We start from the raw sequence: 24,288 nt of genomic DNA, 5'->3' as shown, positions 1-24,288 counted from the left end.
TCAGAACGGCGGCGGTCCGTCGTCGGCGAATGCCGGGATCGTCGCCTGTTCATCGGTTCGCTCGTTGAGCTGGTTCGTCCGCTCGTTGAGCCTGTCGAAGCGAGCTCGCCGGTTCTGGGCACGCAGCTGCATCCGGTAGGCGTGTTTGGCCTCCGTGCGGGTTTGGGTGCGTGTGGGTTCGGCTCCTTTCGACCCTTCGACCGCGTGTCGGAGCAAGCTCCGCCACGCATGCTCAGGGCACCGCACGCTCAAGGGGCGTTGCGGTGTGCTCGAGGAGCGTTGTGGTGCAGTCCCGTTCGCTGGGTCTGTTGACCCGCTCCTTGAGCTTGTCGAAAGGAGATCCTGGGGCGGTCCATGCCGGCACGGAATCAACCCCAAACCAGGCAACAGCCAGGTGTTGGCTGCCCGGGTCCGGGAGACGAATCCCTCGGGAGTGGTGACTTCGGTCCAGATCTGTCCGTTCGCGTCGATGACCTGATCATCGAGGAACCCGTCGGCGAAGGTTTTGATCTGGTGGTGGAACACGCATTTCGGGTTGAGGTTGCACCAACACGTCGCACCACCGGTTTCGGGATCGTGGTGGTTGTACTCGGTCACGTGATCGAGCTGGCACCGCGAAGCCGGGCGTGAACAACCCGGCCAGGTGCAGGTTCCGAACAAACCACGCACCACCGTGTCCAACAGGGCAGTAGGCCGATACGGATCCGCCGCCTGCGCAGTGTGATCAGCGAGCCGCGTCAGGTCGAGGGGCCGCACGACGGTGCCGGGCGTCGACGCGATGTCGCGGACGTGGTCGGCGGAGATGGTTCCGTGCCCGTCGAGGTGCCCGGGCGTATCCCCGCCCTCAAGCGTGGATCCGTCGGTGATGACGTTCACGACAATCCGGGAACCGGGACCAGTGCCGTCCCCGGTCAACAAGTCGAAGGCCGCGTCAGCGCGGCGGCGCCCACTACTGCGGGTGTCAGTCTCCCCGGTCTTCTGAGATGCGGCGGTGATCGCGGCGTCCATGACCGCAATTCGTTCAGCGGTATCGGTGATTTCCAGGACCGCCATGCCTCCGCGGATCGGATAACTCACCACTCCAGCGTTCTTCTTGGCTGCTTCGCGTTCGGCGCGGGCTGCGTCGGCGTCGAGGTCGGCGACGATCCGGCGGGCGAGGTCGGCCACGGCGGTCACGGTGCGTATGCCGGAGGCGGTGAGTTCGTCGGCGATCCGGTGATCGATCTGCACCATCACGGCTGGGTCGATGACGGCGGTGGTTTCGAACACCACGGCAGAGAATGCGCGGGGACTGAGAATCCCGTCTCGCAGTAGTAGGCCGGTGTGTGGCAGGCGGTGGCGCAGGGCTTCGCCTTCGGTTACCAGTTTCTCAGCCAGGTACGTGCTGACCGCCAGGGTGGTGGCGATACTGGTGGCCAGTTTCGTGCGCGGGTCGCACAGACGGGTGAACTCGGTCGAGTTCTCCGCGGTTGCTGGATCAATCGGTGCGCGTCGTTCGAGGAGGTCGGCGACCGCGTTCAGGCGTCGCCACATCAGATACGACTCACCCTCACACGTCGCGACCAGTTGATTGATCGCGGCCACGTCAGCGTCATGATCGGACAGCCCGTCCGGTACCGGTCCTAAACCCAGGGGTGTGAGGTCGGCATCACGCCAGCGTTTCGGACTGGACGACTGCTTGCGTCGACTCATGTTCACCCCCTCGAACTAGAACAGGTGTTCGACTACCTTCTAGTTTACGCAGGCCTACGACAATTTCCAGGCCGGCCGGGGAGGGGATTGCTCCAACGTTTCGGCTGGAACTTTGGAGGGTATTGAGGGAACCGGGCTCAGGCCGGCACGACCAAGGTCAGTTGCCGTGTGAGCTGGGCGTCGAACGCTGCGGCGGGGTCGGTGAACGTGTCGGTTCCCAGGCCGCCGGTCACCTCCTGGCCGACCGCGCCGATGAGCCAGGTCCAGAGTCCGAGGGCGTTCAGAACGGTGCCCGGTGAGAGCGTGTGACCGAATTCGTCGGCGATCCGGCTCAGGTCGTCGTTCAGTGCGGCCGGCACCGTCGGGGCGGCGTCGCCTGCAGCCTCGGCGATCAGGCCCAGCAGGATGGCGATGACGCGTGTTCCGGGCTCGTTGGTGCGTTCCGGGGGAGCGTGATAGCCGGGAACCGGGCTGCCGTACAGCAGCGCGAACTCGGTGGGATGGTCGAGGGCCCAGCGCCGGAAGCCGTGCGCGGCGGCGGCCAGCCGGGCGACGGCGTCGCCGGAATCGGCGTCGACCGCGCGGCGGACGGCATCGGCGAGATCGGTGTACGCGGCGACGACCAGTCGCGTCAGCAACTCGTCGCGGCTGTCGACGTAGCGGTACACCGCGGACGACACCATGCCGAGTTCACGGGCGATCGCGCGGACCGAGAGCGCGGCGGCGCCGACCTCGGCGAGCTGGGCGCGGCCGAGGTCGAGGATCTGCTGGTCGATCTGCTGTCGACGGAGTGCCCGGGGACCTGTCATGCCCCGATCATGCCATATCGAGAGCGGTGCTCTTGAAATATCGGCACCGAGGGTGCACTCTCAAAACGAGAGCAGTGCTCACAGAATGGAGAATCCAATGACCACCAGCGATTCCACACCCCTCACCGCCACCGACCGGGCGGTCAACAGCACCGTCCGATGGTTCGCCGACCGCGGCGTGAACCTCGCCGGCGCCCAGACGCTCACCGTCACCGGCCGTATCTCCGGGAATCCGCACCGGATCCCGGTCAACCCGCTCACCGTCGACGGACGACGCTTCCTCGTCGCACCCCGTGGCGTGACCGACTGGGTGCGCAACGTGCGTGTGGATCCGCGCGCCGAACTGCGACGCGGCCGTCGTGCGACCCCGGTCGTCCTGACCGAGAGCACCGACCTCGCCCTCAAGACCGCGGTCGTGGAGGAATACCTCTCGAAGTGGGCGTGGGAGGTCGGACGCCTGCTGCCGGCCGGACTGACAGCCGACTCCAGCCCGCAGACCCTGGCCGAGCACCTTCCGGTCTTCGAGGTCCAGACACCGTCCTGACCGCCGATACGATGAGGCGGTGACGCCCGACCCCACCGAGACCAGTGCGCGGTGGGTGCTGCACATCGATATGGACGCCTTCTTCACCTCCGTCGAACAGCTCACCCGACCCACCCTGGCCGGACGGCCTGTTCTGGTCGGCGGGCACGGCGGCCGCGGGGTGGTCGCCGGCGCCAGCTACGAGGCCCGCGAGTTCGGGGCGAGGTCCGCGATGCCGATGCACGAGGCCATCCGGATGGTGGGGCCGTCCGCGGTCGTCCTGCCCGGACGGATCGGCGTCTATCGGGCGGTCAGCGCCCGCGTGTTCGCCGTCATCCGCAGGTTCGTGCCGGTCATCGAGACGCTCTCGTTCGACGAGGCGTTCGGAGAACCTGCCGAACTGGCCGGAGCGACGGTCGCCGACGCCGAGGCGTTCGCCCAGCGGCTGCGCACCGCGATCCGGGACGAGGTGGATCTGCCGGCCTCGGTCGGATTCGGCTCCGGCAAGCAGATCGCGAAGATCGCCTCCGGTGAAGCGAAGCCCGACGGGGTCGCGGTGATCGCCCCGAGCCGTGAGCTGGACTTCCTGCAGCGGCTTCCGGTGCGGAAACTCTGGGGAATCGGGCCCGTCTCCGAAGAGAAGCTGACCAGGCTGGGCATCGAGACCATCGGGGACCTCGCCGCGATGGCCGACGCCGAAGTGGTCTCGGTCCTCGGCGGCACACTCGGGCCCGCACTGCATCGCTTGGCACAGGGCGTCGACGACCGCCCGGTCGCCGAGCGCGCCGAAGCCAAACAGATCAGCGCGGAGTCGACCTTCGCCACCGACATCGTGGACCTGCCCGGATTGAGGGCCGCGGTGTCCGGCGCCGCGCACGACGCGCATCGGCGTCTGCTGAGTGACGGCCGCGGTGCCCGCACAGTGGTCGTCAAACTCCGGCGCGCGGACATGAGCATCCTGACGCGCTCGGTCACCCTGCCCACCGCGAGCACCGACCTCGACGTGCTCGCGGCGGCCGCCCAGCGGGTGGTTCTGGATCCGCTCGAGATCGGCCCGATCCGCCTCGTCGGCGTCGGCTACTCGGGCCTGTCCGACACCGAGCAGTACAGCCTGTTCCCCGACCTGGACGACTCCGGACAGACGGCACCGGCGGCCCCCGTCGATCCCGATCCGGGAGTCCAGAAGACCGGTGCCGGCCAGGGCTGGCGCACCGGGACCGACGTCGTGCATCCCGACTACGGGCACGGCTGGGTGCAGGGCGGCGGCCACGGCTTCGTCACCGTGCGTTTCGAAACCCGCACCAGCGGGCCCGGTCGTGCGGTCAACTTCCGGACACCCGCCGACGGACTCGAACTCGCGGACCCGACCGACTCGCTCGACTGGGAGTCCGCGTCGCCCGAGTCAGGACCCGGAGGGGCTGGAGGCGCTGAAGAAGTCGGCGATCTCTGACCCCGACGCACCGGTCGTCAACAGCGCGATCAGCGCCATCCGGGCCTGCGGGGCCCGCAGCCACGGGGAGATGATCGCACCGGCCCGCGCCAGGTCGACGCCGCCGCCACCGCCGCCGTAGGCCGCTTCGACCTGGCCGTACGGCACCCGGGTGGACACCACGACCGTCACGTTGCGCTGACTGGCCAGGGCCACTTCGGCGGTGATGTCGGGGTGAGTGTTGCCCGAACCGGTCGCCGACAGGACGATTCCGCCGGCCCGCTGGGCGACCGCCGCCGCGATCAGACCGGGGGAGACGCCCGGGTAGAGCGCCAGCAGGTCGACGCGCGCCGGATTTCCGTGCGGCACCGCATCGGCGATCAGCGGCCGGGGCAGGTTCTCGTGGACGGTGTCGAAGGCCGCCGTCTCGGTGGTGGACACCTTGAAGGTGCCGCGCGCGCCGAGGACACGCCCGCCGAGCGCGATCAGCACGCCGCGTCCCCGGCTGTCGTCGTCGGCGGCGAGCGCCGCCGCGGCGGCGATGTTGGCCGGGCCGTCGGACTTCGGATGGTCGGTCGGGTACTGGGCGCCGGTGAACACCACCGGGCGGGGATCGCCGGCGAAGACGTCGGCCAGGAACGCCGTCTCTTCGAGGGTGTCGGTGCCGTGGGTGACGACCACGCCGGTGACGGCGTCGTCGGCGAGCGCGTCGGCGATGGCCTGGACCACGGCGAACTGGTCGCGGACCGTCATGGCCGAGGAGTCGACGGTCATCAGGTCGACGGCGGAGACGTCGACGCCGTCCACCTGCGGCACGAGGTCGTCGGCGTGCAGGACCGGGACCGCTCCGTGCTCGGTGGTGCGAGAGGCGGCTGTGCCGCCCGTGGTGATCATCACTACCCGGCGCCGGTTCATGACCCGATTCTGGCATCGATCCGCGTTCCCCGGGGAGGGGTCGAGGGTGCAGCCCGCGGAAATCTGTGTCGCGTGTTACCGGTGTGCTCTTGGTTCCAGTTAAGGATTCTTTGGCATAGTGGTCTGGTCTTAGCCCGACCGGAACGGCCGGGCCGATGTCTATGGAGGATTGATTCGGTGAATATCCGCAAGATCGCGATCAGCGGCGTGCTGCTGGGCACCCTCGGCCTGACCGCCGCCTGTGGCGGTTCGGACGACTCCGGCGTGCCGCCGGTGCCGCCGGTGAGCACCACCAGTTCGGCCGCGGCCTCGAGCGCGCCGGCGAACAGCCTGGACGCCGAGCTGACCAACAAGAGCAAGCGTCCCAGCGTCGACGCCCTGAACGAGATGCTGCAGGAAGCGCTCGACCCGAAGATCCCGGCCAAGGACAAGACCGACCTGGTCGAGGGCTCCGAAGTCGACCCGTCGCTGTTCAACCAGCTGGTGAAGGCCGCCAAGGAAAATCCCGACGTCACCTACAAGATCAAGCGTCCGATCACCCCGGACGGCCCCGGCAAGGCGAAGGTGAAGGTGGAGGTCAAGCTCCCCGACAACCCGCCCACCAAGATGGACGCCGGCATCGTCTACGACAACGGCCGCTGGAAGCTGTCCAAGGATACCGTCTGCCCGCTGCTGATCGCCAACAACGTTCAGACGCCGCTGTGCCCGGACTCGACCAAGAAGCCGAGCGCCAAGAAGAAGGCTCCCGCCGCCGCGAACTGACGCAACGCACCGCTGACGAGACCGCCGCCGATCCTCGGATCGGCGGCGGTCTCGTCACGCCGTCGGCTTCCAGGTGACGGTCAGTGCCGTCTGCTGCAGGATCGGCTTCGACTGATCGTCGCCGACCAGTTCGCGGGCGCCGGCGAGCTTGAGTTCGCCGTCCACCGGCAGCAGATCGGCCAGATCGACGGTCATCGTGCCGGTGCCGGAGTTGGAGAACTTGGTCATGTCCAGCGTGTCGGTGGAGCCGGGAATCCGGAACACCGAGTCGACCGGCGCCTCGTCGACCCGCACGTCCAGCACCAGGCGAGTGCCCTCCCACGACCGCAGCGTCACGGTCATCGTCTGGGTGACGGTGGTGGCGGCGGCGAGGGTGCGGACCGACGTCCAGGTGGCGCCCGGCCCGACGGCGGTCGTGGGCAGCGGGACGTCGTAGCTGAACGCGCTCACCAGCGACTGCTCGACCGCACGGCTGGCGGCGGGCGACGCCGAATCGGGGGTCGCGATCTTCAGCGACATCGGGGCCAGCCCGTCGGCGAACGACAGTGACGCGGCGGCGCCGTTCATCACCCGGAGGGAGGGGGAGAGGGCGTCGTCGGGGGACGTCGGGGTCCCGAACGTGAACTGGGCGCGGCGCGGATCGGAGCAGCCGGCCCGCACCGTCAGCGGCGTCGTGAGGGTTTCGGCGGTGGCCTGCACACCGTCGTTGCCGGAGGCCACCGAGTTCTCGGTCGACTCGGTGGTCAGCGTGACCTTCTGCGGCGCGTCGGTCCGCGGTCGGGACGCCGGCACACGCAGATCGCCGGTCCCGGGATTCGTCACCGTCACCTGTGCCGGGGGCAGCTCGATCGACCGGGCGTCGTCGGTCCGCGACGTGCTGAAACAGCCGCCCTCGTCGGTGGACGGCGACGACGACGAACAGCCGGACAGCACGAGCGAGGTCGCCGCCAGGACGGCGGCGGCCGCCGGAACGGTACGGCGGCGAGCAGAGGAGGCGATCACGACCTCCACGCTATCGGGTGGGCGAGTGGCCTCCGAGTGGGCCCGGCATGGACAATCGAAGGCATGAAGTCCCGTACCCGGCGTCTGCTGACCGCCCTCGCCCTGATCGCGGTGACCGCCTACCTGCTGGACGTGTTCAGCAAGATCCTCGTGGTGGCCACGCTGACGCCGGATCAGCCGGTCCACATCATCGGCGACTTCGTCACCCTCGATCTGATCCGCAACAGCGGTGCCGCCTTCTCGATGGGCACCCGATACACCTGGATCCTCACCGCCATCGCCCTCGGTGTGGTGATCGCGATCATCCGGCTCTCCCGCAAGCTGGGCTCGCTGGGCTGGGCGATCGGCCTCGGCCTGATTCTCGGCGGGGCGCTCGGCAACCTGACCGACCGGTTCCTCCGCGCCCCCGGACCCGGCCGCGGCCACGTGGTCGACTTCATCTCGGTCGGCTGGTGGCCGGTGTTCAACCTCGCCGACTCGGCGGTGGTGTGCGGCGCCGTGCTGCTGGTGGTGCTCACGCTGCTCGGATTCGACTACGACGGCACCCGTTCCGGGTGGGCCGCGCGCCGTCGCCGGCACGAGACGCCGGCCGGGGACGAGCGCGACGACGAGGCCGCCGATGCGTGAGTCGCGGGCGATGCCGGTGCCGGACGGGCTCGACGGCATGCGGGTGGACGCGGGCGTGGCCCGTCTCCTCGGCGTCTCGCGCACGGTGGCCGCGGGCCTCGCCGACGACGGCGACATCACCATCGACGGCGTCGCCGTCGCCAAATCGCACAAGCTGGCCGCCGGTGCCTGGCTCGACGTGACCCTGCCCGAACCCGAGCAGCCGTTGCGCGTGGAGCCGACACCGGTCGACGACCTGGACGTCCTCTATCACGACAGCGACATCATCGTGGTCGACAAGCCGCCCGGCGTCGCCGCGCATCCGTCGCAGGGCTGGACCGGCCCGACCGTGGTCGGTGCCCTCGACGCCGCCGGCTTCCGCATCTCCACATCGGGGGCCGCCGAACGCCAGGGGATCGTGTCCCGTCTGGACGTCGGCACCTCCGGGGTGATGGTGCTGGCCGCCTCCGAGCATGCGTACACGGTGCTCAAGCGCGCGTTCAAACACCGCACGGTGGAGAAGGTGTACCACGCCGTCGTCCAGGGCCGTCTCGATCCGCCGGAGGGCACCATCGACGCCCCGATCGGCCGGCATCCCGGCTCGGACTGGCGGTTCGCGGTCACCGATCGCGGCAAGGAGTCGGTCACCCACTACGACACCCTCGAGATGTTCGCGGCGGCCTCACTGCTCGACATCCATCTGGAGACCGGGCGCACCCATCAGATCCGGGTGCACTTCTCGGCGCTGCACCATCCCTGTGTCGGCGACCCCACCTACGGTGCGGATCCGAAGCTGGCGGCACGCCTCGGCCTGGACCGTCAATGGCTTCATGCACGGTCGCTGGCGTTCGCACACCCCGCGGACGGTCGCCGCGTGCAGTTCACCGCGCCCTACCCGGCCGATCTTCGGCACGCCCTCGACGTCCTCCGTGATGTCTGACCTCGCCGACGCCGCCGACGGCCGGCACCGGACGCTCGTGTTCGTCCGCGCCACCGGTCACGTCGCCTGGTGGATCTTCGTGCTGAGCGCGGTGTTCACCGTGCCGGCGCTCGGCGCGACGGTCATGATGCCCCGCCGCTACGCCGACTATCTGCCGTCCGACGGCGCCGATCTCGGCTGGACCGCATACACGCCTCTGCACGGTGAGCTCATGCTGAGCAGCTCGGCCTTCTCGGTGTCGAACACGTTCGCGACGCTCGCTCTGGTCGCGCTCGGCGTGGTGGTCCTCGCGGCCGTCGCCGAGGCGATCGTCGGCGGTCGATGGGGTACCGGCATCGCCACCGTCGCGGCCCCGGTGATCGGTGCGGTGCTGGTCTATCTCGGCGTGAACGGCGGCTGGGGCGGGGTGTTCCTGCGACCGGAACTGGTCTTCGCGCTCGTGCTCGCGGGTGTCGCGATCCGTGAGGTGTGGAGCCGCGCGCTGGCTCCGACGCGGGCCTGAAACCGGCCCGCCGCCAACCCCGTATTTCCCATCTGTCACACCCTGGCGAGCCGCGCTGATTCTGTCGGAGGCGAGCCCTACAGTGGACACGTCCTCTCGCCTCGCGGGAGGCACCCGTCCGTCCGTGATCTCTAGGAGCCGCGCAGTGTCCGGATCTTTCGTCCACCTGCACAATCACACCGAGTACTCCATGCTCGACGGTGCGGCGAAGGTCAACCCCCTGCTCTCCGAGGCGGAACGTCTGGGCATGACCGCGATCGGCATGACCGACCACGGCAACATGTACGGCGCCAGCGAGTTCTATAACTCGGCCGTCAAGCACGGAATCAAGCCGATCATCGGCATCGAGGCGTACATCGCACCCGAGTCCCGTTTCAACACCAAGCGCGTGCTCTGGGGCAGCCGCGACCAGAAGGACGACGACGTCTCCGGTTCGGGCGCCTACACCCACATGACGATGGTCGCCGAGAACGCGACGGGTCTGCGGAACCTGTTCAAACTCTCGTCGCTGGCCTCGATCGAGGGGCAGCTCGGCAAGTGGGCGCGCATGGACGCCGAACTCATCGCGCAGCACTCCGCCGGCATCATCGCGACCACCGGCTGCCCGTCCGGTGAGGTCCAGACCCGCCTGCGTCTGGGCCACGAGGCGGAGGCCCTCGAGGCGGCCGCGAAATGGCAGGACATCTTCGGCAAGGAGAACTTCTACCTCGAGCTGATGGAGCACGGTCTCGAGATCGAGACCCGGGTGCGAGACGGTCTGCTCGAGATCGGCCGCAAGCTCGGAATCAAACCGCTCGTCACCAACGACTGCCACTACGTCACCCAGCACGACGCCGGCGCGCACGAGGCGCTGCTGTGCGTGCAGACCGGCAAGACCCTGTCGGATCCGACGCGGTTCAAGTTAGACGGCGACGGCTACTACCTGAAGTCGGCGGAGGAGATGCGCCGGCTGTGGGACGACGTGGTTCCCGGCGGCTGCGACAACACCGTCGAGATCGGTGAGCGCGTCCAGTCCTACGAGGACGTCTTCACCCACCGTGACCGGATGCCGGTCTTCCCGGTGCCCGAAGGCCACACCCAGGAGACCTGGCTGAAGAAGGAGGTGCAGGACGGTCTGCGCCGCCGTTTCGATCCGGACCCGGTGCCCACCGCCTACGCCGAGCGCGCCGAGTACGAACTGGGCGTCATCAATCAGATGGGCTTCCCGGCCTACTTCCTGGTGGTCGGCGACCTGATCGCCCATGCCCTCGAGGTCGGTATCCGCGTCGGACCGGGCCGAGGTTCGGCGGCCGGTTCACTGGTGGCGTGGGCCTTGGGGATCACGAACATCGATCCGATCCCGCACGGCCTGCTGTTCGAGCGATTCCTGAACCCCGAACGCGTGTCGATGCCCGATATCGACATCGACTTCGACGATCGCCGGCGCGGTGAGATGGTGCGGTACGCCAGCGAGAAGTGGGGCGAGGACAAGGTCGCCCAGGTCATCACGTTCGGCACGATCAAGACGAAGGCCGCGATCAAGGACTCGGCCCGCGTCCAGTTCGGTCAGCCGGGCTACGCGATCGCCGACCGCATCGCCAAGGCGCTGCCGCCGCCCGTCGCGGCCAAGGACATCTCGGTCCGCGGCATCACCGATCCGAACGACGAACGCTACGGCGAGGCCGCCGAGGTCCGGGCCCTGGTCGAGACCGACCCCGAGGTCAAGAAGATCTACGACACGGCGCTCGGTCTGGAAGGCCTGATCCGCAACGCCGGCGTCCACGCCTGCGCGGTGATCATGTCGTCCGAGCCGCTGACCGACGCCATCCCGGTGTGGAAACGGCCGCAGGACGGCGCCATCATCACCGGCTGGGACTATCCGTCGTGTGAGGCCATCGGCCTGCTGAAGATGGACTTCCTGGGTCTGCGCAACCTCACCGTGATCGGTGACGCCCTGGAGATGATCAAGGCGAACCGCGGAATCGATCTCGATCTGGACAAGCTCGAACTCGACGACGCCAAGACCTACGAGCTCCTCGCGCGCGGTGACACGCTGGGCGTGTTCCAGCTCGACGGCGGCGGCATGCGCGAACTCCTGAAGATGATGCAGCCGACCGGCTTCGAGGACATCGTCGCCGTTCTGGCGCTCTACCGTCCGGGCCCGATGGATGTCGGCGCGCACACCGACTACGCGCGACGCAAGAACGGCTTGCAGGACGTCAAGCCGATCCACCCGGAACTCGAGGAGCCGCTCAAGGAGATCCTCTCGGAGACGTTCGGCCTGATCGTCTACCAGGAGCAGATCATGGCGATCGCCCGGAAGGTGGCCGGGTACTCGCTCGGAGAAGCAGACCTGCTGCGCCGCGCGATGGGCAAGAAGAAGAAGGAGATCCTGGACGAGGCCTACGGCGGCTTCGCCGAGGGCATGCAGCAGAACGGGTTCTCGCAGAAGGCGATCACCGCCCTGTGGGACACGGTCCTGCCGTTCGCCGGCTACGCCTTCAACAAGTCGCACGCCGCCGGCTACGGCCTGGTGTCGTACTGGACGGCCTATCTCAAAGCGAACTACCCGGCCGAATACATGGCCGCTCTGCTCACCTCGGTCGGCGACGACAAGGACAAGTCGGCGATCTATCTGGCGGACTGCCGCAAGATGGGCATCACGGTGCTGCCGCCGGACGTCAACGAGTCGCGCGCCGACTTCGCGGCGGTCGGCGACGACATCCGCTTCGGCCTGGCCGCGATCCGCAACGTCGGGTCGGGTGTGGTGGCCTCGATCATCAAATCGCGCGAGGAGAAGGGCGCGTTCACCGGCTTCTCCGACTATCTCTCCAAGATCGACGTCACGGCATGCAATAAGAAGGTCACCGAATCGCTGGTCAAGGCCGGTGCATTCGACTCCCTCGATCATCCGCGCAAGGGTCTGTTCCTGGTGCACGCCGACGCCGTCGACTCGGTCGTCGGCACCAAGAAGGCCGAGGCGATCGGCCAGTTCGATCTGTTCGGCGACATGGGCGGTGACGGGGATGCCGCGGTCGACGACGTCTTCGCCGTGAAGGTGCCCGACGAGGAGTGGGACTCCAAACACAAGCTCGCCCTGGAACGCGACATGCTCGGGCTCTACGTGTCCGGTCATCCGCTGGCGGGGATCGAGCACGCCCTGGCCGCCCAGACCGACACCGCGATCACCGCACTCCTGGAAGACCAGGTGGCCGACGGCGCCCAGATCACCATCGGCGGCATCATCTCCTCGGTGAGCCGCCGGGTGAACAAGAAGGGTGAACCGTACGCGACGGTGACCGTCGAAGACATGGTCGGCGGGGTCGAGGTGTTCTTCTTCCCCCGCGCGTACACCGCGTTCGGCATGGATCTGCTGGTCGACAACATCGTCCTGGTCAAGGCCCGCGTCAACAAGCGCGACGACTCGACCATGATCAGCGCCAACGACCTCGCCGTCGCGGACCTGTCGGCGGCGGGCGCGACCAAGCCGCTGAGCCTGACGCTGTCCACGCGGGCCTGCACGCCGGCCAAGGTGACCGCGCTCAAGCAGGTGCTGTCCCGGCATCCGGGAACCTCGGACGTTCACGTGACGCTCGTCAGCGAACAGAACCAGACGCAGTTGAGGCTCACCGAGGCGCTCCGCGTCAGTCCGTCGTCGGCGCTGATGGGGGACTTGAAGGCGATCCTCGGACCGAACTGCCTGACCTGACACCGCCCGCCGCCACGCCGAGAGTTCGGCCCACCGAAACTTCGGTATCGGCTTTCGCTATACTCGAAGTGTGACCACGCTGAACCCGTTCCGCACTCCGGTGCGAGCCGCCACCGCGACGGTGGACGTCTTCGGGGTGCCGTGGCCGGTCTACAAGCTCCATGCGCTGGCTGCCGGCGTCGTCTTCGCGGCCGTGCTCACGCTCGCCGGGGTCCCCGGAGAGCTGACGGTCTGGATCAGCGGCGCCGCCGCCATCGCGGTGTGGTGGGGTGAGCGCGTCGCGACGGCCCGACGGTGGGACGATGGACACCGTGACTTCCACTCCGCGGACTGACGACCACGACACCACCGTGCCCGGGCTGACCGTCGCCGACATCGACGAGGCGGCCCGGCGGCTTGACGGCGTGGTGGCCAAGACCCCCCTCGAGGCGTGTCCGCGCCTGTCCGAGCAGACCGGAGCCCGGGTCCACCTCAAGCGGGAAGACCTTCAGGGCGTCCGGTCGTACAAGATCCGCGGTGCCTACAACGTGATGGCGCAGATGTCGCCCGACGACCTCGCCGCCGGCGTGGTGGCGGCCAGCGCCGGCAACCACGCCCAGGGCGTCGCCTACGCCTGCCGGACCATGAAGGTGCCGGGCCGTATCTACGTGCCGACCACCACTCCGAAGCAGAAGTGCGACCGGATCCGGTGGCACGGCAAGGACTACGTTGAACTCATCGAGGTCGGCGACACCTACGACGCGGCCGCCTCCGCGGCGCAGGCCGACGTGTTGCGGACCGGTGCGGCATGGATCCACGCATTCGACGATCCGCGGACCGCGGCCGGCCAGGGGACCATCGGCAAGGAGATCGTCGAGCAACTGGGCGAGGAGCCGGACGTCGTGGTGCTGCCGGTGGGCGGCGGCGGCTGCATGGCCGGCATCGTCACCTACCTGCGCGCCCTGTATCCGGACGTCGCGATCGTCGGCGTCGAACCGGCCGGGGCACCGTCCCTCGGTGCGGCACTGGTCGCCGGAGAGCCGTACACCCTCGACGAGATCGACCCGTTCGTCGACGGCGCCGCGGTCAAACGGATCGGCAACCTGGGCCACCGCGTGATGGCCGACGCCGGTGCGCGCGTCGTCGACCATCCGGTCTTCGCCTCGATCACCGACCATCCGGCGGTGCCGGTCATCGCGGCCGCCGACGTCGATCTCGCGCCGGGCAGCGTCACCGTCACCCACGTCGACGAGGGCGCGATCTGCTCGACCATGCTCGAGCTCTATCAGAACGAGGGCATCATCGCCGAGCCCGCCGGAGCGCTGGCCGCCGCGGCTCTCGCCGAGCTGTCGCTGCCGGCCGGGGCGACCGTGGTGTCGCTGGTCTCCGGCGGCAACAACGACGTGTCGCGCTACGGCGAGATCATCGAACGCTCACTGGTCCACCGCGGCCTGAAGCATTACTTCCTGGTGAACTTCCCGCAGGAGCCAGGGGCACTGCGACGGTTCCTCGACGAGGTCCTCGGCCCCGACGACGACATCACGCTGTTCGAGTACGTCAAGCGCAACAACCGTGAGACCGGTGCCGCTCTCGTCGGCATCCAGCTCGGCGATCGTGACGACTTCGAGCCGCTGCTGGACCGGATGGCGCACTCGCGTCTCGATGCCCAGCGGCTCGAGCCGGGCACTCCCGCTTACGAATACCTCACCTGACCGGCGTCTTCTGCCGGCGCATCAATAGCGGACCGGGGACCGGTTGCGACACACTTCCTGTGAATCGTGACCCCGGACACAACTCCTGCGTCCTTGTCGGTATATTGCTACGCACTGGCTCGACCACGGGGGTGAGCCGTTCGCCGGGAGACGCACCGAGTGCGGTCCCACGACGAGTGAAGGCAGGGGAGTGAGCACAGACGCGGTAGACGCCGGTTCGACGCTTACTCGGCGACGCTGGTCCGACAGCGGTCTCATGAAATGGTGGCGTGAACACGTCGTCAAGTCTTTCGAGACCTTCGGCCGGCAGTTGGCGATGTTCGTCGAGGTGTTCAAGGTTCTCATCACCGACCTTCTCAAGGGGAAGTTCCCGTTCGCCGAGTTCATCCGGCAGTGCGGGTTCATGGCCTCGACGTCGGTCTTCCCGACGCTGCTGGTCGCCATCCCGATCGGCGTGATCGTGTCGATTCAGGTGTCGAACATCGCCGGACAGATCGGTGCGACGTCGTTCTCCGGCGCCGCGACCGGCCTGGGCGTGATCCGTCAGGGCGCCCCGCTGGTCACCTCGCTGCTCCTCGCGGGCGCCGTCGGCTCGGCCATCGCGGCCGACCTGGGTTCGCGCACCATCCGCGACGAGATCGACGCGATGAAGGTGATGGGCGTCAACCCCATCGAGCGCCTCATCTCGCCGCGTCTGCTCGCCACGATGGTCGTCTCGTTCCTGCTGTGCGGCTTCGTCTGCTTCGTCGGCTTCATCACCGGCTACCTGTTCAACGTGTACTTCCAGGGCGGCACCCCGGGCAGCTATACGGGCACGTTCGCGTCCTTCGCCGGCACGCCTGACCTGATCTTCGCGCTCGTCAAGGCCGTCATCTTCGGTGCGATCGTGGCCATCGTGGCGTGCGACCGCGGCCTGACCACCAGCGGTGGCCCGGCCGGTGTCGCCAACTCGGTGAACGCGGCCGTGGTGAACTCGGTCATCCTGCTGTTCACCGTCAACGTGGTGCTCACCCAGATCTTCGCTCTCGTCGTTCCGGCCAAGGTGGTGTGACGTGACTGCATCGCGGTATACCCCGCCGGCCCTCCGGCCTCTCGAGTGGTTCAAGAAGCTCTGGGAGATCCCGAAGGAAGGCCTGGTGTCCATGGGGCACCTCATCACCTTCCTGGTGAAGTCGATCGGTTCGGCTCCGACCACGTTCCGGCACTACCAGAAAGAGGTCTGGCGTCTGCTGTCGGACGTCGCCTGGGGCAACGGTGCGATCGTGGTCGGCGGCGGCACCGTCGGCGTCATGGTCATCCTGGGCATCATGGGTGGTGCCACGGTCGGCATCGAGGGCTACACGGCCCTGAACCTGCTGGGCATGTCGCCGATCACCGGTGCGCTCTCGGCGTTCGCGACCACCCGTGAGATCGCCCCGCTGCTGGCGGCCACCGCGTTCACCGCGCAGTCCGGCTGCCGCTTCACCGCGCAGCTCGGTTCCATGCGCATCAGCGAGGAGATCGACGCTCTCGAGTCGATCGCGATCCGCCCGCTGCCGTACCTGGTCACCACGCGTATGGCGGCCGCCGTGCTCTCGATCGTGCCGCTCTACGCGGTGTCGCTCGCCGCCAACTACGTCGCCGCCCAGGTGATGTTCCAGCTGCAGTCCGGTCAGGGTGCAGGCACCTACCTGCACTACTTCCAGCAGTTCATGCTGTCGACGGACGTGCTGTTCTCGTTCTTGAAGGTGATGGTGTTCGTCCTGTTGACGACGTTCATCCAGTGCTACTACGGATACTTCGCCTCGGGCGGTCCGGAGGGCGTGGGTGTCGCGGCCGGACACGCCATCCGCCTGTCGATCATCGTGATCGTCTTCGCCAACCTGATCATGACGCTGGTGTTCTGGGGAACCAGCGCTGGAATTCGGATTTCGGGGTAAAACGTGGTTCGCATCGATACCGGAGGTCGGGACCCGTCGGTCCAGCAGTACCTCATTCGCGGCATCATCTTCTTCCTCGTGATGCTCCTGGTCTTCTTCCTTCTGCTGCTGCGGTATGAGGGCAAGTTCGACAAGATCACGCATGTCTCGGCGCAGATGAACGACGTCGGCGACGGCCTCATCAGCGGCGCGGACGTGCGGTACAACGGTCTGATCGTCGGCTCGGTGAAGTCGGTCAAGACCGTCACCGACACGTCGAGCTCGTCGAACAACAACGCACCGATGAAGGATGTCGAGCTGGAGCTCGACCCGAAGCAGGCCAAGGGCATTCCGGCGAACACGACGGCGCGCACCGTGCCGTCCAACCTGTTCGGCGTGAACTCGGTGGAGCTCATCACTCCCAGCGAGCCGTCCGGTTCGCTGGGCAACAATGCGAAGGTGCAGGCCGACGACTCCGCGGAGACCATCCGGCTGCAGGACGCCCAGAACGATCTGCGCAACCTGCTGCAGGCGGTTCCGCCGGAGGACCTGGGCATGGTGCTCGGTACGGTCGCCGACGCGCTCCGCGGTGGTGGAGCCACGTTCAACACGTTCGTCGGCACCCTCGACACCTACTGGAAGACCGTCAACGCCCAGTTCCCGGCCGGTGCGCCGTCGGGCTTCGACAACTTCCACGACGCGGTGACCGGTCTCTCGAAGTCGGCTCCCGAACTGCTCGACGCCCTCGGCAAGTCGGTGGTGCCCGCGATGACCATCGCAGAGAAGCAGCGGAATCTGACCGCACTGCTGTCCGGCGGCCAGGGTCTGATCGACCAGACGCAGACGCTGTTCGCGATGAACGGCGACGGCGGCAAGCGCATCGTCGAGGACCTGAACACCACGCTGGGCGCCACCATGCTCGACCCGGACGCCATGCCGCAGGCCGCACACGAGCTGTACGTGCTGGCCGGCAAGGTGCTGGGCGTCTTCACCGGTGAGAACGGCCACGTCCAGCTGAACCTGGGCATCAGCTTCAGTGCCTTCGAGAAGTACGAGCGGCAGAACTGCCCGGTGTACAACGGCGGCAAGTACGGCCAGCTGCGTGGACCGGGCTGTGTGGGTCCGGGCACCGGCACCGGCCCGACCAGCTCGGGACCGCTGTCGATCTACGGCTCGGACGGTATCGCCCGCCGGACGGTGTCCTCGCAGGTCACCACCGACCAGGACGCCAAGACCCTGAGCGACGCCCTCGGTCACGATCCGACCGCCGCGGACCAGCTCATGCTCGGACCACTGGTGTCCGGGGTGCAGCCCGCACCGTCGGCCAAGAAGCCGGCGACGACCGATAAGAAGAACGACAAGCAGACGGGAGGACAGCGATGAGCCAGCCCACTGCGAGCATTCGGAAGCCGTTGATCGGGTTCAGCCTGTTCGCCATCCTCGCACTGTTCGTCACCTACCTGATCTGGTCGACGCTGGAACGCACGGTCGACGGCCGGACCGCCGAGTTCACCACCACGTTCCACGACGCCTCCGGCCTGGCCGTCGGCGACGACGTCCGCATGGCGGGCGTGCGCGTGGGCCGTGTGCACTCGATCAAGCTGGACGACGGCAAGGCCGACGTCGGCTTCGATGTGGTCACCGACCAGCCCATCTACGACAACACGCGCGCCGCCATCCGCTACCAGAACCTGATCGGTCAGCGGTACCTGGCGCTCAGTCTGGACGGCGGCACGCCCGGAAAGAAGCTGGACAAGGGGGCCAAGCTCGACCTGGCGGGCGAGGACTCGTTCGACGTCACACGTCTGCTGGCGGGCTTCCAGCCGGTGTTCGACACGCTGACCCCGCAGCAGGTGAACTCGCTCTCGGAGAGCCTGATCCAGACCTTCCAGGGCGATCAGATCTCGCTGACCCGCACCCTGCAGCAGATCGGCACGGTCGCCGGCGACATGGCCGACCGCGACCAGGTCCTCGGCTCGATCATCAACAATCTGGCCGTCGTCATGCGTGAGCTGGCCGGCCAGGGTGATCAGATGAAGACGCTGATCGACAGCACCTCGAAGCTGGTGGCCGGACTCAACGGCAACTCGTCGGCGATCGGCGACTCGATCTCGGCGATCGGCAAGACCGCACAGGGCTTCGCCGACGTCATCGACCAGAGCCAGGCCACCCTGAAGTCGGCCAGCGGCAACGCGATCTCGTCGACGAACGGTCTGATCGCGGCCGGCTCCAAACTGGACAAGGGTGCCTCCGTGCTGCCCGAGTTCCTCGTTCATTTCCCGTTGGTGATGAGTCAGGGCGACTACTTGAACATCTATGCCTGCAACCTGGACATCAGCATCGGTAACGTCCTGCTGCCGCCGGGTCTGCTGACGCAGATCGGTGGCACCAACCACTCGGTGGTGTGCCGATGAAGAAGCGACTGAAGAGCTCGTTCGACGACCGCCGGCTGCTCTGGTACGGCCTGATCGGCACCGTCGTGCTGATCGCGCTGGTGCTGGGCATCCTGGGTCTGCACGGCATGGCGCTCGGCAAGAAGACGTACTCGGCGGACTTCGCCCAGGCGGGCGGCATCCGTCCGGGGGACAAGGTCCGCGTCGCCGGCATCGATGTCGGCCAGGTCGAGGCCACGAAGCTGGCCGGTGACCACGTCAACGTCAAGATGAAGGTCGACAACGACGTTCACGTGACCGACAACGGTTCGGCGGAGATCAAGATGTCCACGCTGCTGGGTCAGCGGTTCGTCGACATCAGTCTCGGCAACGGCGACAAGCCGGCCCCGGACGACAAGATCAAGAACACCGCGGTGCCCTACGACCTCCAGAAGACCCTGGAGAAGGGCACGCCGATCCTCGCCGGCATCAACGACGAGGACCTGGCGAACAGCATCCGCGATCTGAACGATCAGCTCGCCGGTGCACCCGCCGTCGCCACGCCGACCATCCAGGCGCTCACCGACATGTCGAACGTGGTGAACAACCGCGCCGATCAGATCAACCAGCTGATCAAGGACACCAACTCGGTGACCGACCAGGTGATGGACAGTCAGGCGCAGCTCTCGATCATCGTCGGCCAGGGCGCGCAGCTCGCGGGCAAGATCCAGGCGCGTGAACAGCTCGTCACACGGTTGCTGAACGGCGTCGCCGATCTGATGACGCAGTCGCAGCAGCTGGCCCAGAACAACCAGGACCAGTTCGCCCCGATCATGGCGAACCTCAACACCATGAGTCAGGGCCTGGAGAAGAACCGGGAGAATCTGCGGAAGATGCTGGACATCCTGCCGGTCACCGCACGGAGTATCACCAACCTCACCGGTGACGGTCCATACGCGAACGGCTACCTGCCCTGGGGCATCTTCCCCGACAACTGGCTCTGCGCGGCACGGGTGGTGGACGGATGCTGAAGTACTCCCGCACCGGAACCCCGCGACGCTGGTCGCGGGCCATGGTGGCCGTCTCGTTCACCGCACTCGGCGCCGTCGGACTGACCGGCTGTTCGCTGGTGCCGATGAGCGTCAAGTCGGCGACCGGTCAGATGCATGAGATCACCGCGTACTTCGATCGCGCGGCCGGCCTGTACCCGGGCAACGACGTCGCGGTCCTCGGCATGCCGGTGGGACGCGTCAAGTCACTGCAGCCCGAAGGCACCAAGGTCAAGGTCAAGATGCTGGTGGACCGCGGCATCGACATCCCGAAGGACGTCACCGCCGCCATCGTCAACACCTCGATCGTGACGACCCGCCACATCGAGCTGACCCCCGCCTACACGGGCGGTGACAAGCTGCCGTCGAACGGCACCGTGCCGCACACCGCGTCCCCGGTGGAGATCGGCACGCTGTTCGACTCGATCGACAGCCTCGTCGACAACCTGAAGGGCAACCAGAAGGGCAGCGGCCCGCTCGCCGACCTGGTCGACATCACCTCGGGTGTCGCCGACGGCAACGGCCAGCGTCTCCGCGACGCTCTGGTGTCGCTGGACAAGGCCGGCAAGCTGGGTGCCGACAACGGTGACCAGATCGCGTCGCTGATCAAGTCGATGGCCACGCTGACCACGGCGCTGACCGACAACTATCCGAAGATGAAGTCGTTCTCCAGTTCGGTGACCCAGGTCGCGGACATGCTCGGTGAGCAGAGTCCGGGCCTGCAGGCCACCCTGGCGAACGTCAACCAGACGCTCGCGAACACGGCGGAGTTCCTGGAGAACAACAGCGGCAACATCGCCTCCTCGACAGGCCGTCTGGCATCGCTGGCCAACAACCTTTCGGACTTCTCCCGTCAGGTGGTCGACAGCGTCGACATGGGACCCCTGCTGTTCCAGAACCTGTCGAACTCGATCTCGGCGGAACAGGGAGCCTGGCGTGCGCAGGTCCTCCTGGACAAGAGCCTCGTGGACAACGAGATGCTGGCGACCTTCTGTGAGGCCATCAACCTGCGGAAGAACGGCTGCCGCACCGGCAAGCTGTCGGACTTCGGACCCGATCTGGGCGTGTTCTCCGGACTGTTGGAGCTGAGTCAGAAATGAACAGGGTGACGAACATTCCGGGCCGCCGTCGGGGCCGTAAGGTCGCGGCCGGTGCCGCCGCCATCGTGACCGCGGTCAGCCTGACCGCGTGCAGCGCGCTGCCGGGCATCACCGTCGAGCAGATCCCGTTGCCGTCCCCGGGCGGTATCGGCGACGCCATCTCGATCAACGCGAAGTTCGCCAACGCGCTCAACCTGCCGGCGCAGGCCAAGGTCCGGCTCGGCGGTACGGACGTCGGTGAGGTCACCGACATCACGGCCAAGGACTACCAGGCCGACGTGAAGATGAACGTCTCCAAGAGCGTCAAGATCCCGGTCGGCACCGGCGCCGAGCTGCGTCAGGCGACACCGCTGGGCGACGTCTTCGTCGCACTGCTCCCGCCCTCGGACACCGGCAACGGTTACATGAAGGAGGGCGACACGCTGTCCGGTAACACGTCGGCCGCCGCCACCGTGGAGGACCTGCTGGTCAGCATGACCGCCCAGGTGGATTCGGGATCGATCGGCTCGCTGCAGACCATCTTCACCGAGCTGAGCACCGCCATCTCCGGCAACGCCTCGGAGCTGAACGGTGCGATCACCGGCTTCACCGACGCGATCAGCAAGTTCAACGACAACTCCAAGCAGGTCGACCAGGCGATGGCCGAGACGTCGAAGCTGACCGGTCAGCTGGCCGCCGGCCGCGATCAGATCGCGGCGGCGATCAACAAGCTGCCGCCGGCGATCAACGCGGTCAACGACAACCTCGACCTGATCATGGACACACTGGACAAGACGAACAAGGTCACCTCGGCGACCAACGACTTCCTCGACAGCCAGAAGGCGAATCTGGTGGAGTTGTTCCAGAACCTGAACACGACGCTGGCCGCACTCGACAAGACGGCGCCGCAGATGGGTCCGTTGATGGATCGTCTGGTGACGCTGAACCCGAAGTGGAAGCGCAGCACCCAGGGCAACGCCGCGGCGGTCGCCACGAAGCTGTACTGGCTGACGCCGGGTGCCGGCTTCGATTCGCGTTCGAGGATCCCGGAAGTGGAAGACCTCGACGACGGCCTGAAGTCGCTGCAGCAGACGCTGCGGACCGTCCTCGGTCGCATGGGCGGACAGGGGGCGAACTAGATGCTGAACGCACTGCGCAAGCATAAGATCCTCTACGGCAACATCGCGCTGGCCCTGACCATGCTGCTCGGCCTGGCGTTCCTGGCGTTCGTCTCGCTGAACTGGCGTCCGTGGCAGAGCAAGTACGACGTGACCGTCAAGTTCCCGATCTCCGGTGGTCTGCAGAACACCTCGAAGGTGACCCTGCGGGGCGTGGAGATCGGCAACGTGAAGTCGATCCAGGTGAATCCGAAGACCGTCGACGTCAAACTGGCGCTCCGGAAGAACTACAAGATCAACAAGGATGCCAAGTTCTCGGCGCTCGGTCTGTCGGCCGCCGGTGAGCAGTACGTCGACATCGAGCCGACCACCGATTCCGGTCCGTACCTGGCGAGCGGCGACGTGATCCAGCCGAGCCAGACCCATGTGACGGCACAGTTCTCCGGCATGCTCGAATCGGCGATGAGCGTGATCTCTCAGGTCGATACGGACAAGCTGTCGAACGCACTGGGCCAGTTGACGATCGCGCTCAACGATCAGGATCCGAACCGTCTGAAGTCGATCTTCAACTCGGGTGGCGCGATCTTCACCGATCTCTACAAGGTGCTGCCGCAGACGGTGACGCTGATCAACAACTCGGGCACCATCCTCAAGACGACCTCCGGTATTCAGCCGGATCTCAGCAAGATGATCGACGGCGGCAGTGCCCTCATCGACCAGGCCGTGAAGTCGGACAAGGAGATCCGGACCCTGATGGACACCGGCCCCGGCCGGGTGACCAGCCTGACCGGCTCCCTGGACACCATCTCCGATCCGTTGACCTCGGCGCTCAAGCAGTTCCTGGACGTCGCCAAGCAGGGCTCGATCCGCGCTCCGACCCTGGCCGCGCTGATGCCGGCGATCCGGGACGGATCCATCCAGTCGCAGAAGATGTTCCACGACGGCGCGTGGTGGGCGCTGGCCGCGCTGTACCCGAAGCCGTACTGCGACTATCCGGTGACGCCGACGCGGCCGACGCAGATCCTCGAGGACTCGGTGCCGACGAATCTGTACTGCGCGACCGAGGACGAGAACCAGCAGCGACGCGGTTCGGCGATGGCTCCGCGGCCCGAGGGTGACGACACCGCGGGTCCGCCGGAGGGATACGATCCGAACGCCCGTACGGTTCCGCTGAACTGAGCGGGGCGCACACCGATGCACGTGCATCGGCGTACGTATCCGCTGACGACACTCTTTTCGACCCATTGATGAAGGACGCATGAGCCCCGACGCCGACGACACCAAGCCCGCCACTCGCAAGCCCGCCAAGAAGGCCCCGGCCAAGAAGGCCCCGGCCACGAAGGCCCCCGCCACGAAGGCCCCGGCCACGAAGGCCCCCGCCACGAAGGCCGCGGCGAAGAAGGCATCGGCCACGAAGGCCGCTGCCGGGAAGGCGAGTACCGCGAAGGCCACGGTGAAGGCTGAGGCGGCCAGGGTCGAGGAGAAGGCGAGCGAGGCCGTCACCGCCGTCGAGAAGAAGGTCGATCCGTCGGCCGCCGCTCCGGCCGCCGACGGGGCGGAGGCATCCGCCTCGAGCGGCGGCAAGGACGGCATCACCGTCAGCACGTCGTCGCTGAAGAAGGTGGGCAGTCTGGTCGCCGCCCTGCTGCTGCTCGCGCTTCTCGTGGTCGGTGGCTGGCAGTGGTGGAGCAAGAGCCGCACGCTGGCCGCATTCGACGACTCGAAGGCCGCGTCGGCGCACTATGTGACCACCTACTTCAACTCGATGATGGCGCAGGGTGCGACCGCGAAGACCGTTGCCGACGCCGTTGTGCCGCTGTCCACCGGTGAAGCCAAGCAGCGTGCCGAAGAGGGCGCGAAGTCAGGCGTCGATTACTTCGACCAGATGAAGCTGCAGAACGGTCAGATCACCGTCACCTCGTCGATGGTGGAATCGTTCGACAGCAAGGCCGCCGTGACGGTGTTGGCTGCCGACATCAAGGGCACCAGCGCCCTCGCCCCGGAAGGTGCCGAGCAGGCCGTCCTGTTCCAGATCCACCTGGTCAAGCAGGGTGGCAAGTGGCTGGTGTCGAATCTTGAAGGCCTGCCGGGCGTCACCCACCAGGGTGAAGCAGACAGCAACGGTCAGACTCAGGCTCCGCAGAGTGGGACCCCGCAGACCTCGGATCAGCAGACGCAGACGCCAGAGCCGGCACCCGCCGGCTGACCGGCGA

22 protein-coding genes are annotated in these 24,288 nt (G+C 67.2%); 18 read left to right on the top strand and 4 right to left on the bottom strand.

The genetic code is table 11. The features are described from left to right. Together QM774_RS05680 and QM774_RS05675 are read right to left on the bottom strand one after the other, a co-directional pair. Window positions 1–1,692: a DUF222 domain-containing protein gene (locus QM774_RS05680; RefSeq protein WP_414974952.1), complete on the bottom strand. Its 1,692-nt coding sequence runs from the start codon at window positions 1,690–1,692 to the stop codon at window positions 1–3. Window positions 1,693–1,829: 137 nt separating this feature from the next. Further along, the gene (locus QM774_RS05675; protein ID WP_414974951.1) at window positions 1,830–2,501 is read right to left on the bottom strand and encodes a TetR/AcrR family transcriptional regulator; all 672 of its coding nucleotides are present in this window, start codon (window positions 2,499–2,501) and stop codon (window positions 1,830–1,832) included. Between the two features lie 97 nt (window positions 2,502–2,598). On the opposite strand from QM774_RS05675, the gene QM774_RS05670 reads away from it, so the two are divergent. Together QM774_RS05670 and QM774_RS05665 are read left to right on the top strand one after the other, a co-directional pair. Next, on the top strand, window positions 2,599–3,045 hold the full coding sequence (locus QM774_RS05670; protein WP_414974950.1) for a nitroreductase/quinone reductase family protein: 447 nt from the start codon (window positions 2,599–2,601) through the stop codon (window positions 3,043–3,045). 70 nt (window positions 3,046–3,115) lie between these two features. After that, the gene (locus tag QM774_RS05665; RefSeq protein ID WP_414976599.1) at window positions 3,116–4,474 is read left to right on the top strand and encodes a DNA polymerase IV; all 1,359 of its coding nucleotides are present in this window, start codon (window positions 3,116–3,118) and stop codon (window positions 4,472–4,474) included. Here the strand turns inward: QM774_RS05665 and QM774_RS05660 are convergent. Next, entirely contained in the window at window positions 4,427–5,368 is a 942-nt protein-coding gene (locus QM774_RS05660) for an asparaginase (protein ID WP_414974949.1), read from the bottom strand. The genes QM774_RS05665 and QM774_RS05660 overlap by 48 nt on opposite strands. Window positions 5,369–5,545: 177 nt before the next feature. On the opposite strand from QM774_RS05660, the gene QM774_RS05655 reads away from it, so the two are divergent. Next, window positions 5,546–6,130 carry a hypothetical protein gene (locus QM774_RS05655; RefSeq protein ID WP_414974948.1) on the top strand — a complete coding sequence of 195 codons (585 nt, stop codon included), beginning with the start codon at window positions 5,546–5,548 and terminating at the stop codon, window positions 6,128–6,130. Between the two features lie 54 nt (window positions 6,131–6,184). Here the strand turns inward: QM774_RS05655 and QM774_RS05650 are convergent, their stop codons facing one another. Next, entirely contained in the window at window positions 6,185–7,132 is a 948-nt protein-coding gene (locus QM774_RS05650; RefSeq protein WP_414974947.1) for a hypothetical protein, read from the bottom strand. Window positions 7,133–7,195: 63 nt separating this feature from the next. Between QM774_RS05650 and lspA the strand changes: the two genes are divergently transcribed. The 15 genes from lspA to QM774_RS05575 all read left to right on the top strand — a co-directional run bounded on the left by lspA (window position 7,196) and on the right by QM774_RS05575 (window position 24,281). Continuing rightward, window positions 7,196–7,759: a signal peptidase II gene (gene lspA / locus QM774_RS05645; protein ID WP_414974946.1), complete on the top strand. Its 564-nt coding sequence runs from the start codon at window positions 7,196–7,198 to the stop codon at window positions 7,757–7,759. Continuing rightward, the gene (locus tag QM774_RS05640) at window positions 7,752–8,678 is read left to right on the top strand and encodes an RluA family pseudouridine synthase (RefSeq protein ID WP_414974945.1); all 927 of its coding nucleotides are present in this window, start codon (window positions 7,752–7,754) and stop codon (window positions 8,676–8,678) included. The genes lspA and QM774_RS05640 overlap by 8 nt, the downstream gene beginning before the upstream one ends. Further along, the gene (locus QM774_RS05635; RefSeq protein ID WP_414974944.1) at window positions 8,671–9,180 is read left to right on the top strand and encodes a hypothetical protein; all 510 of its coding nucleotides are present in this window, start codon (window positions 8,671–8,673) and stop codon (window positions 9,178–9,180) included. The genes QM774_RS05640 and QM774_RS05635 overlap by 8 nt, the downstream gene beginning before the upstream one ends. 145 nt (window positions 9,181–9,325) lie before the next feature. After that, window positions 9,326–12,868 (top strand): DNA polymerase III subunit alpha, encoded by a 3,543-nt coding sequence (gene dnaE / locus QM774_RS05630; RefSeq protein WP_414974943.1) that lies wholly within the window; start codon window positions 9,326–9,328, stop codon window positions 12,866–12,868. A gap of 70 nt (window positions 12,869–12,938) precedes the next feature. Next, window positions 12,939–13,202 carry a hypothetical protein gene (locus QM774_RS05625; RefSeq protein WP_414974942.1) on the top strand — a complete coding sequence of 88 codons (264 nt, stop codon included), beginning with the start codon at window positions 12,939–12,941 and terminating at the stop codon, window positions 13,200–13,202. Further along, window positions 13,171–14,559 (top strand): threonine ammonia-lyase IlvA, encoded by a 1,389-nt coding sequence (ilvA, locus tag QM774_RS05620; RefSeq protein WP_414974941.1) that lies wholly within the window; start codon window positions 13,171–13,173, stop codon window positions 14,557–14,559. The genes QM774_RS05625 and ilvA overlap by 32 nt, the downstream gene beginning before the upstream one ends. Before the next feature lie 256 nt (window positions 14,560–14,815). Next, a complete protein-coding gene (locus QM774_RS05615) occupies window positions 14,816–15,610 on the top strand; it encodes an MlaE family ABC transporter permease (RefSeq protein WP_414974940.1) in 795 nt (264 codons plus the stop codon). Between the two features lies 1 nt (window position 15,611). Next, window positions 15,612–16,478 carry an ABC transporter permease gene (locus QM774_RS05610; protein WP_414974939.1) on the top strand — a complete coding sequence of 289 codons (867 nt, stop codon included), beginning with the start codon at window positions 15,612–15,614 and terminating at the stop codon, window positions 16,476–16,478. A 3-nt stretch (window positions 16,479–16,481) separates the two neighbouring features. Beyond that, window positions 16,482–17,840, top strand: coding sequence for an MlaD family protein (locus QM774_RS05605; RefSeq protein ID WP_414974938.1), 1,359 nt, complete (start codon window positions 16,482–16,484; stop codon window positions 17,838–17,840). Continuing rightward, window positions 17,837–18,871 (top strand): MlaD family protein, encoded by a 1,035-nt coding sequence (locus QM774_RS05600; protein ID WP_414974937.1) that lies wholly within the window; start codon window positions 17,837–17,839, stop codon window positions 18,869–18,871. The genes QM774_RS05605 and QM774_RS05600 overlap by 4 nt, the downstream gene beginning before the upstream one ends. Next, entirely contained in the window at window positions 18,868–19,860 is a 993-nt protein-coding gene (locus QM774_RS05595) for an MCE family protein (protein ID WP_414974936.1), read from the top strand. The genes QM774_RS05600 and QM774_RS05595 overlap by 4 nt, the downstream gene beginning before the upstream one ends. Continuing rightward, a complete protein-coding gene (locus QM774_RS05590; RefSeq protein ID WP_414974935.1) occupies window positions 19,854–20,978 on the top strand; it encodes an MCE family protein in 1,125 nt (374 codons plus the stop codon). Before QM774_RS05595 ends, QM774_RS05590 begins: the two co-directional genes overlap by 7 nt. Next, entirely contained in the window at window positions 20,975–22,096 is a 1,122-nt protein-coding gene (locus tag QM774_RS05585; protein ID WP_414974934.1) for an MCE family protein, read from the top strand. The genes QM774_RS05590 and QM774_RS05585 overlap by 4 nt, the downstream gene beginning before the upstream one ends. After that, window positions 22,097–23,254 carry an MlaD family protein gene (locus tag QM774_RS05580; protein ID WP_414974933.1) on the top strand — a complete coding sequence of 386 codons (1,158 nt, stop codon included), beginning with the start codon at window positions 22,097–22,099 and terminating at the stop codon, window positions 23,252–23,254. A gap of 79 nt (window positions 23,255–23,333) precedes the next feature. Beyond that, window positions 23,334–24,281, top strand: coding sequence for a hypothetical protein (locus QM774_RS05575; RefSeq protein WP_414974932.1), 948 nt, complete (start codon window positions 23,334–23,336; stop codon window positions 24,279–24,281). Window positions 24,282–24,288 lie beyond the last annotated feature (7 nt).

Origin of the sequence: Gordonia sp. (in: high G+C Gram-positive bacteria) (assembly GCF_047600565.1) — a bacterium.
In the GTDB taxonomy this organism is placed as follows: domain Bacteria; phylum Actinomycetota; class Actinomycetes; order Mycobacteriales; family Mycobacteriaceae; genus Gordonia.
This window is presented reverse-complemented; position numbering and strand designations above follow the sequence as displayed.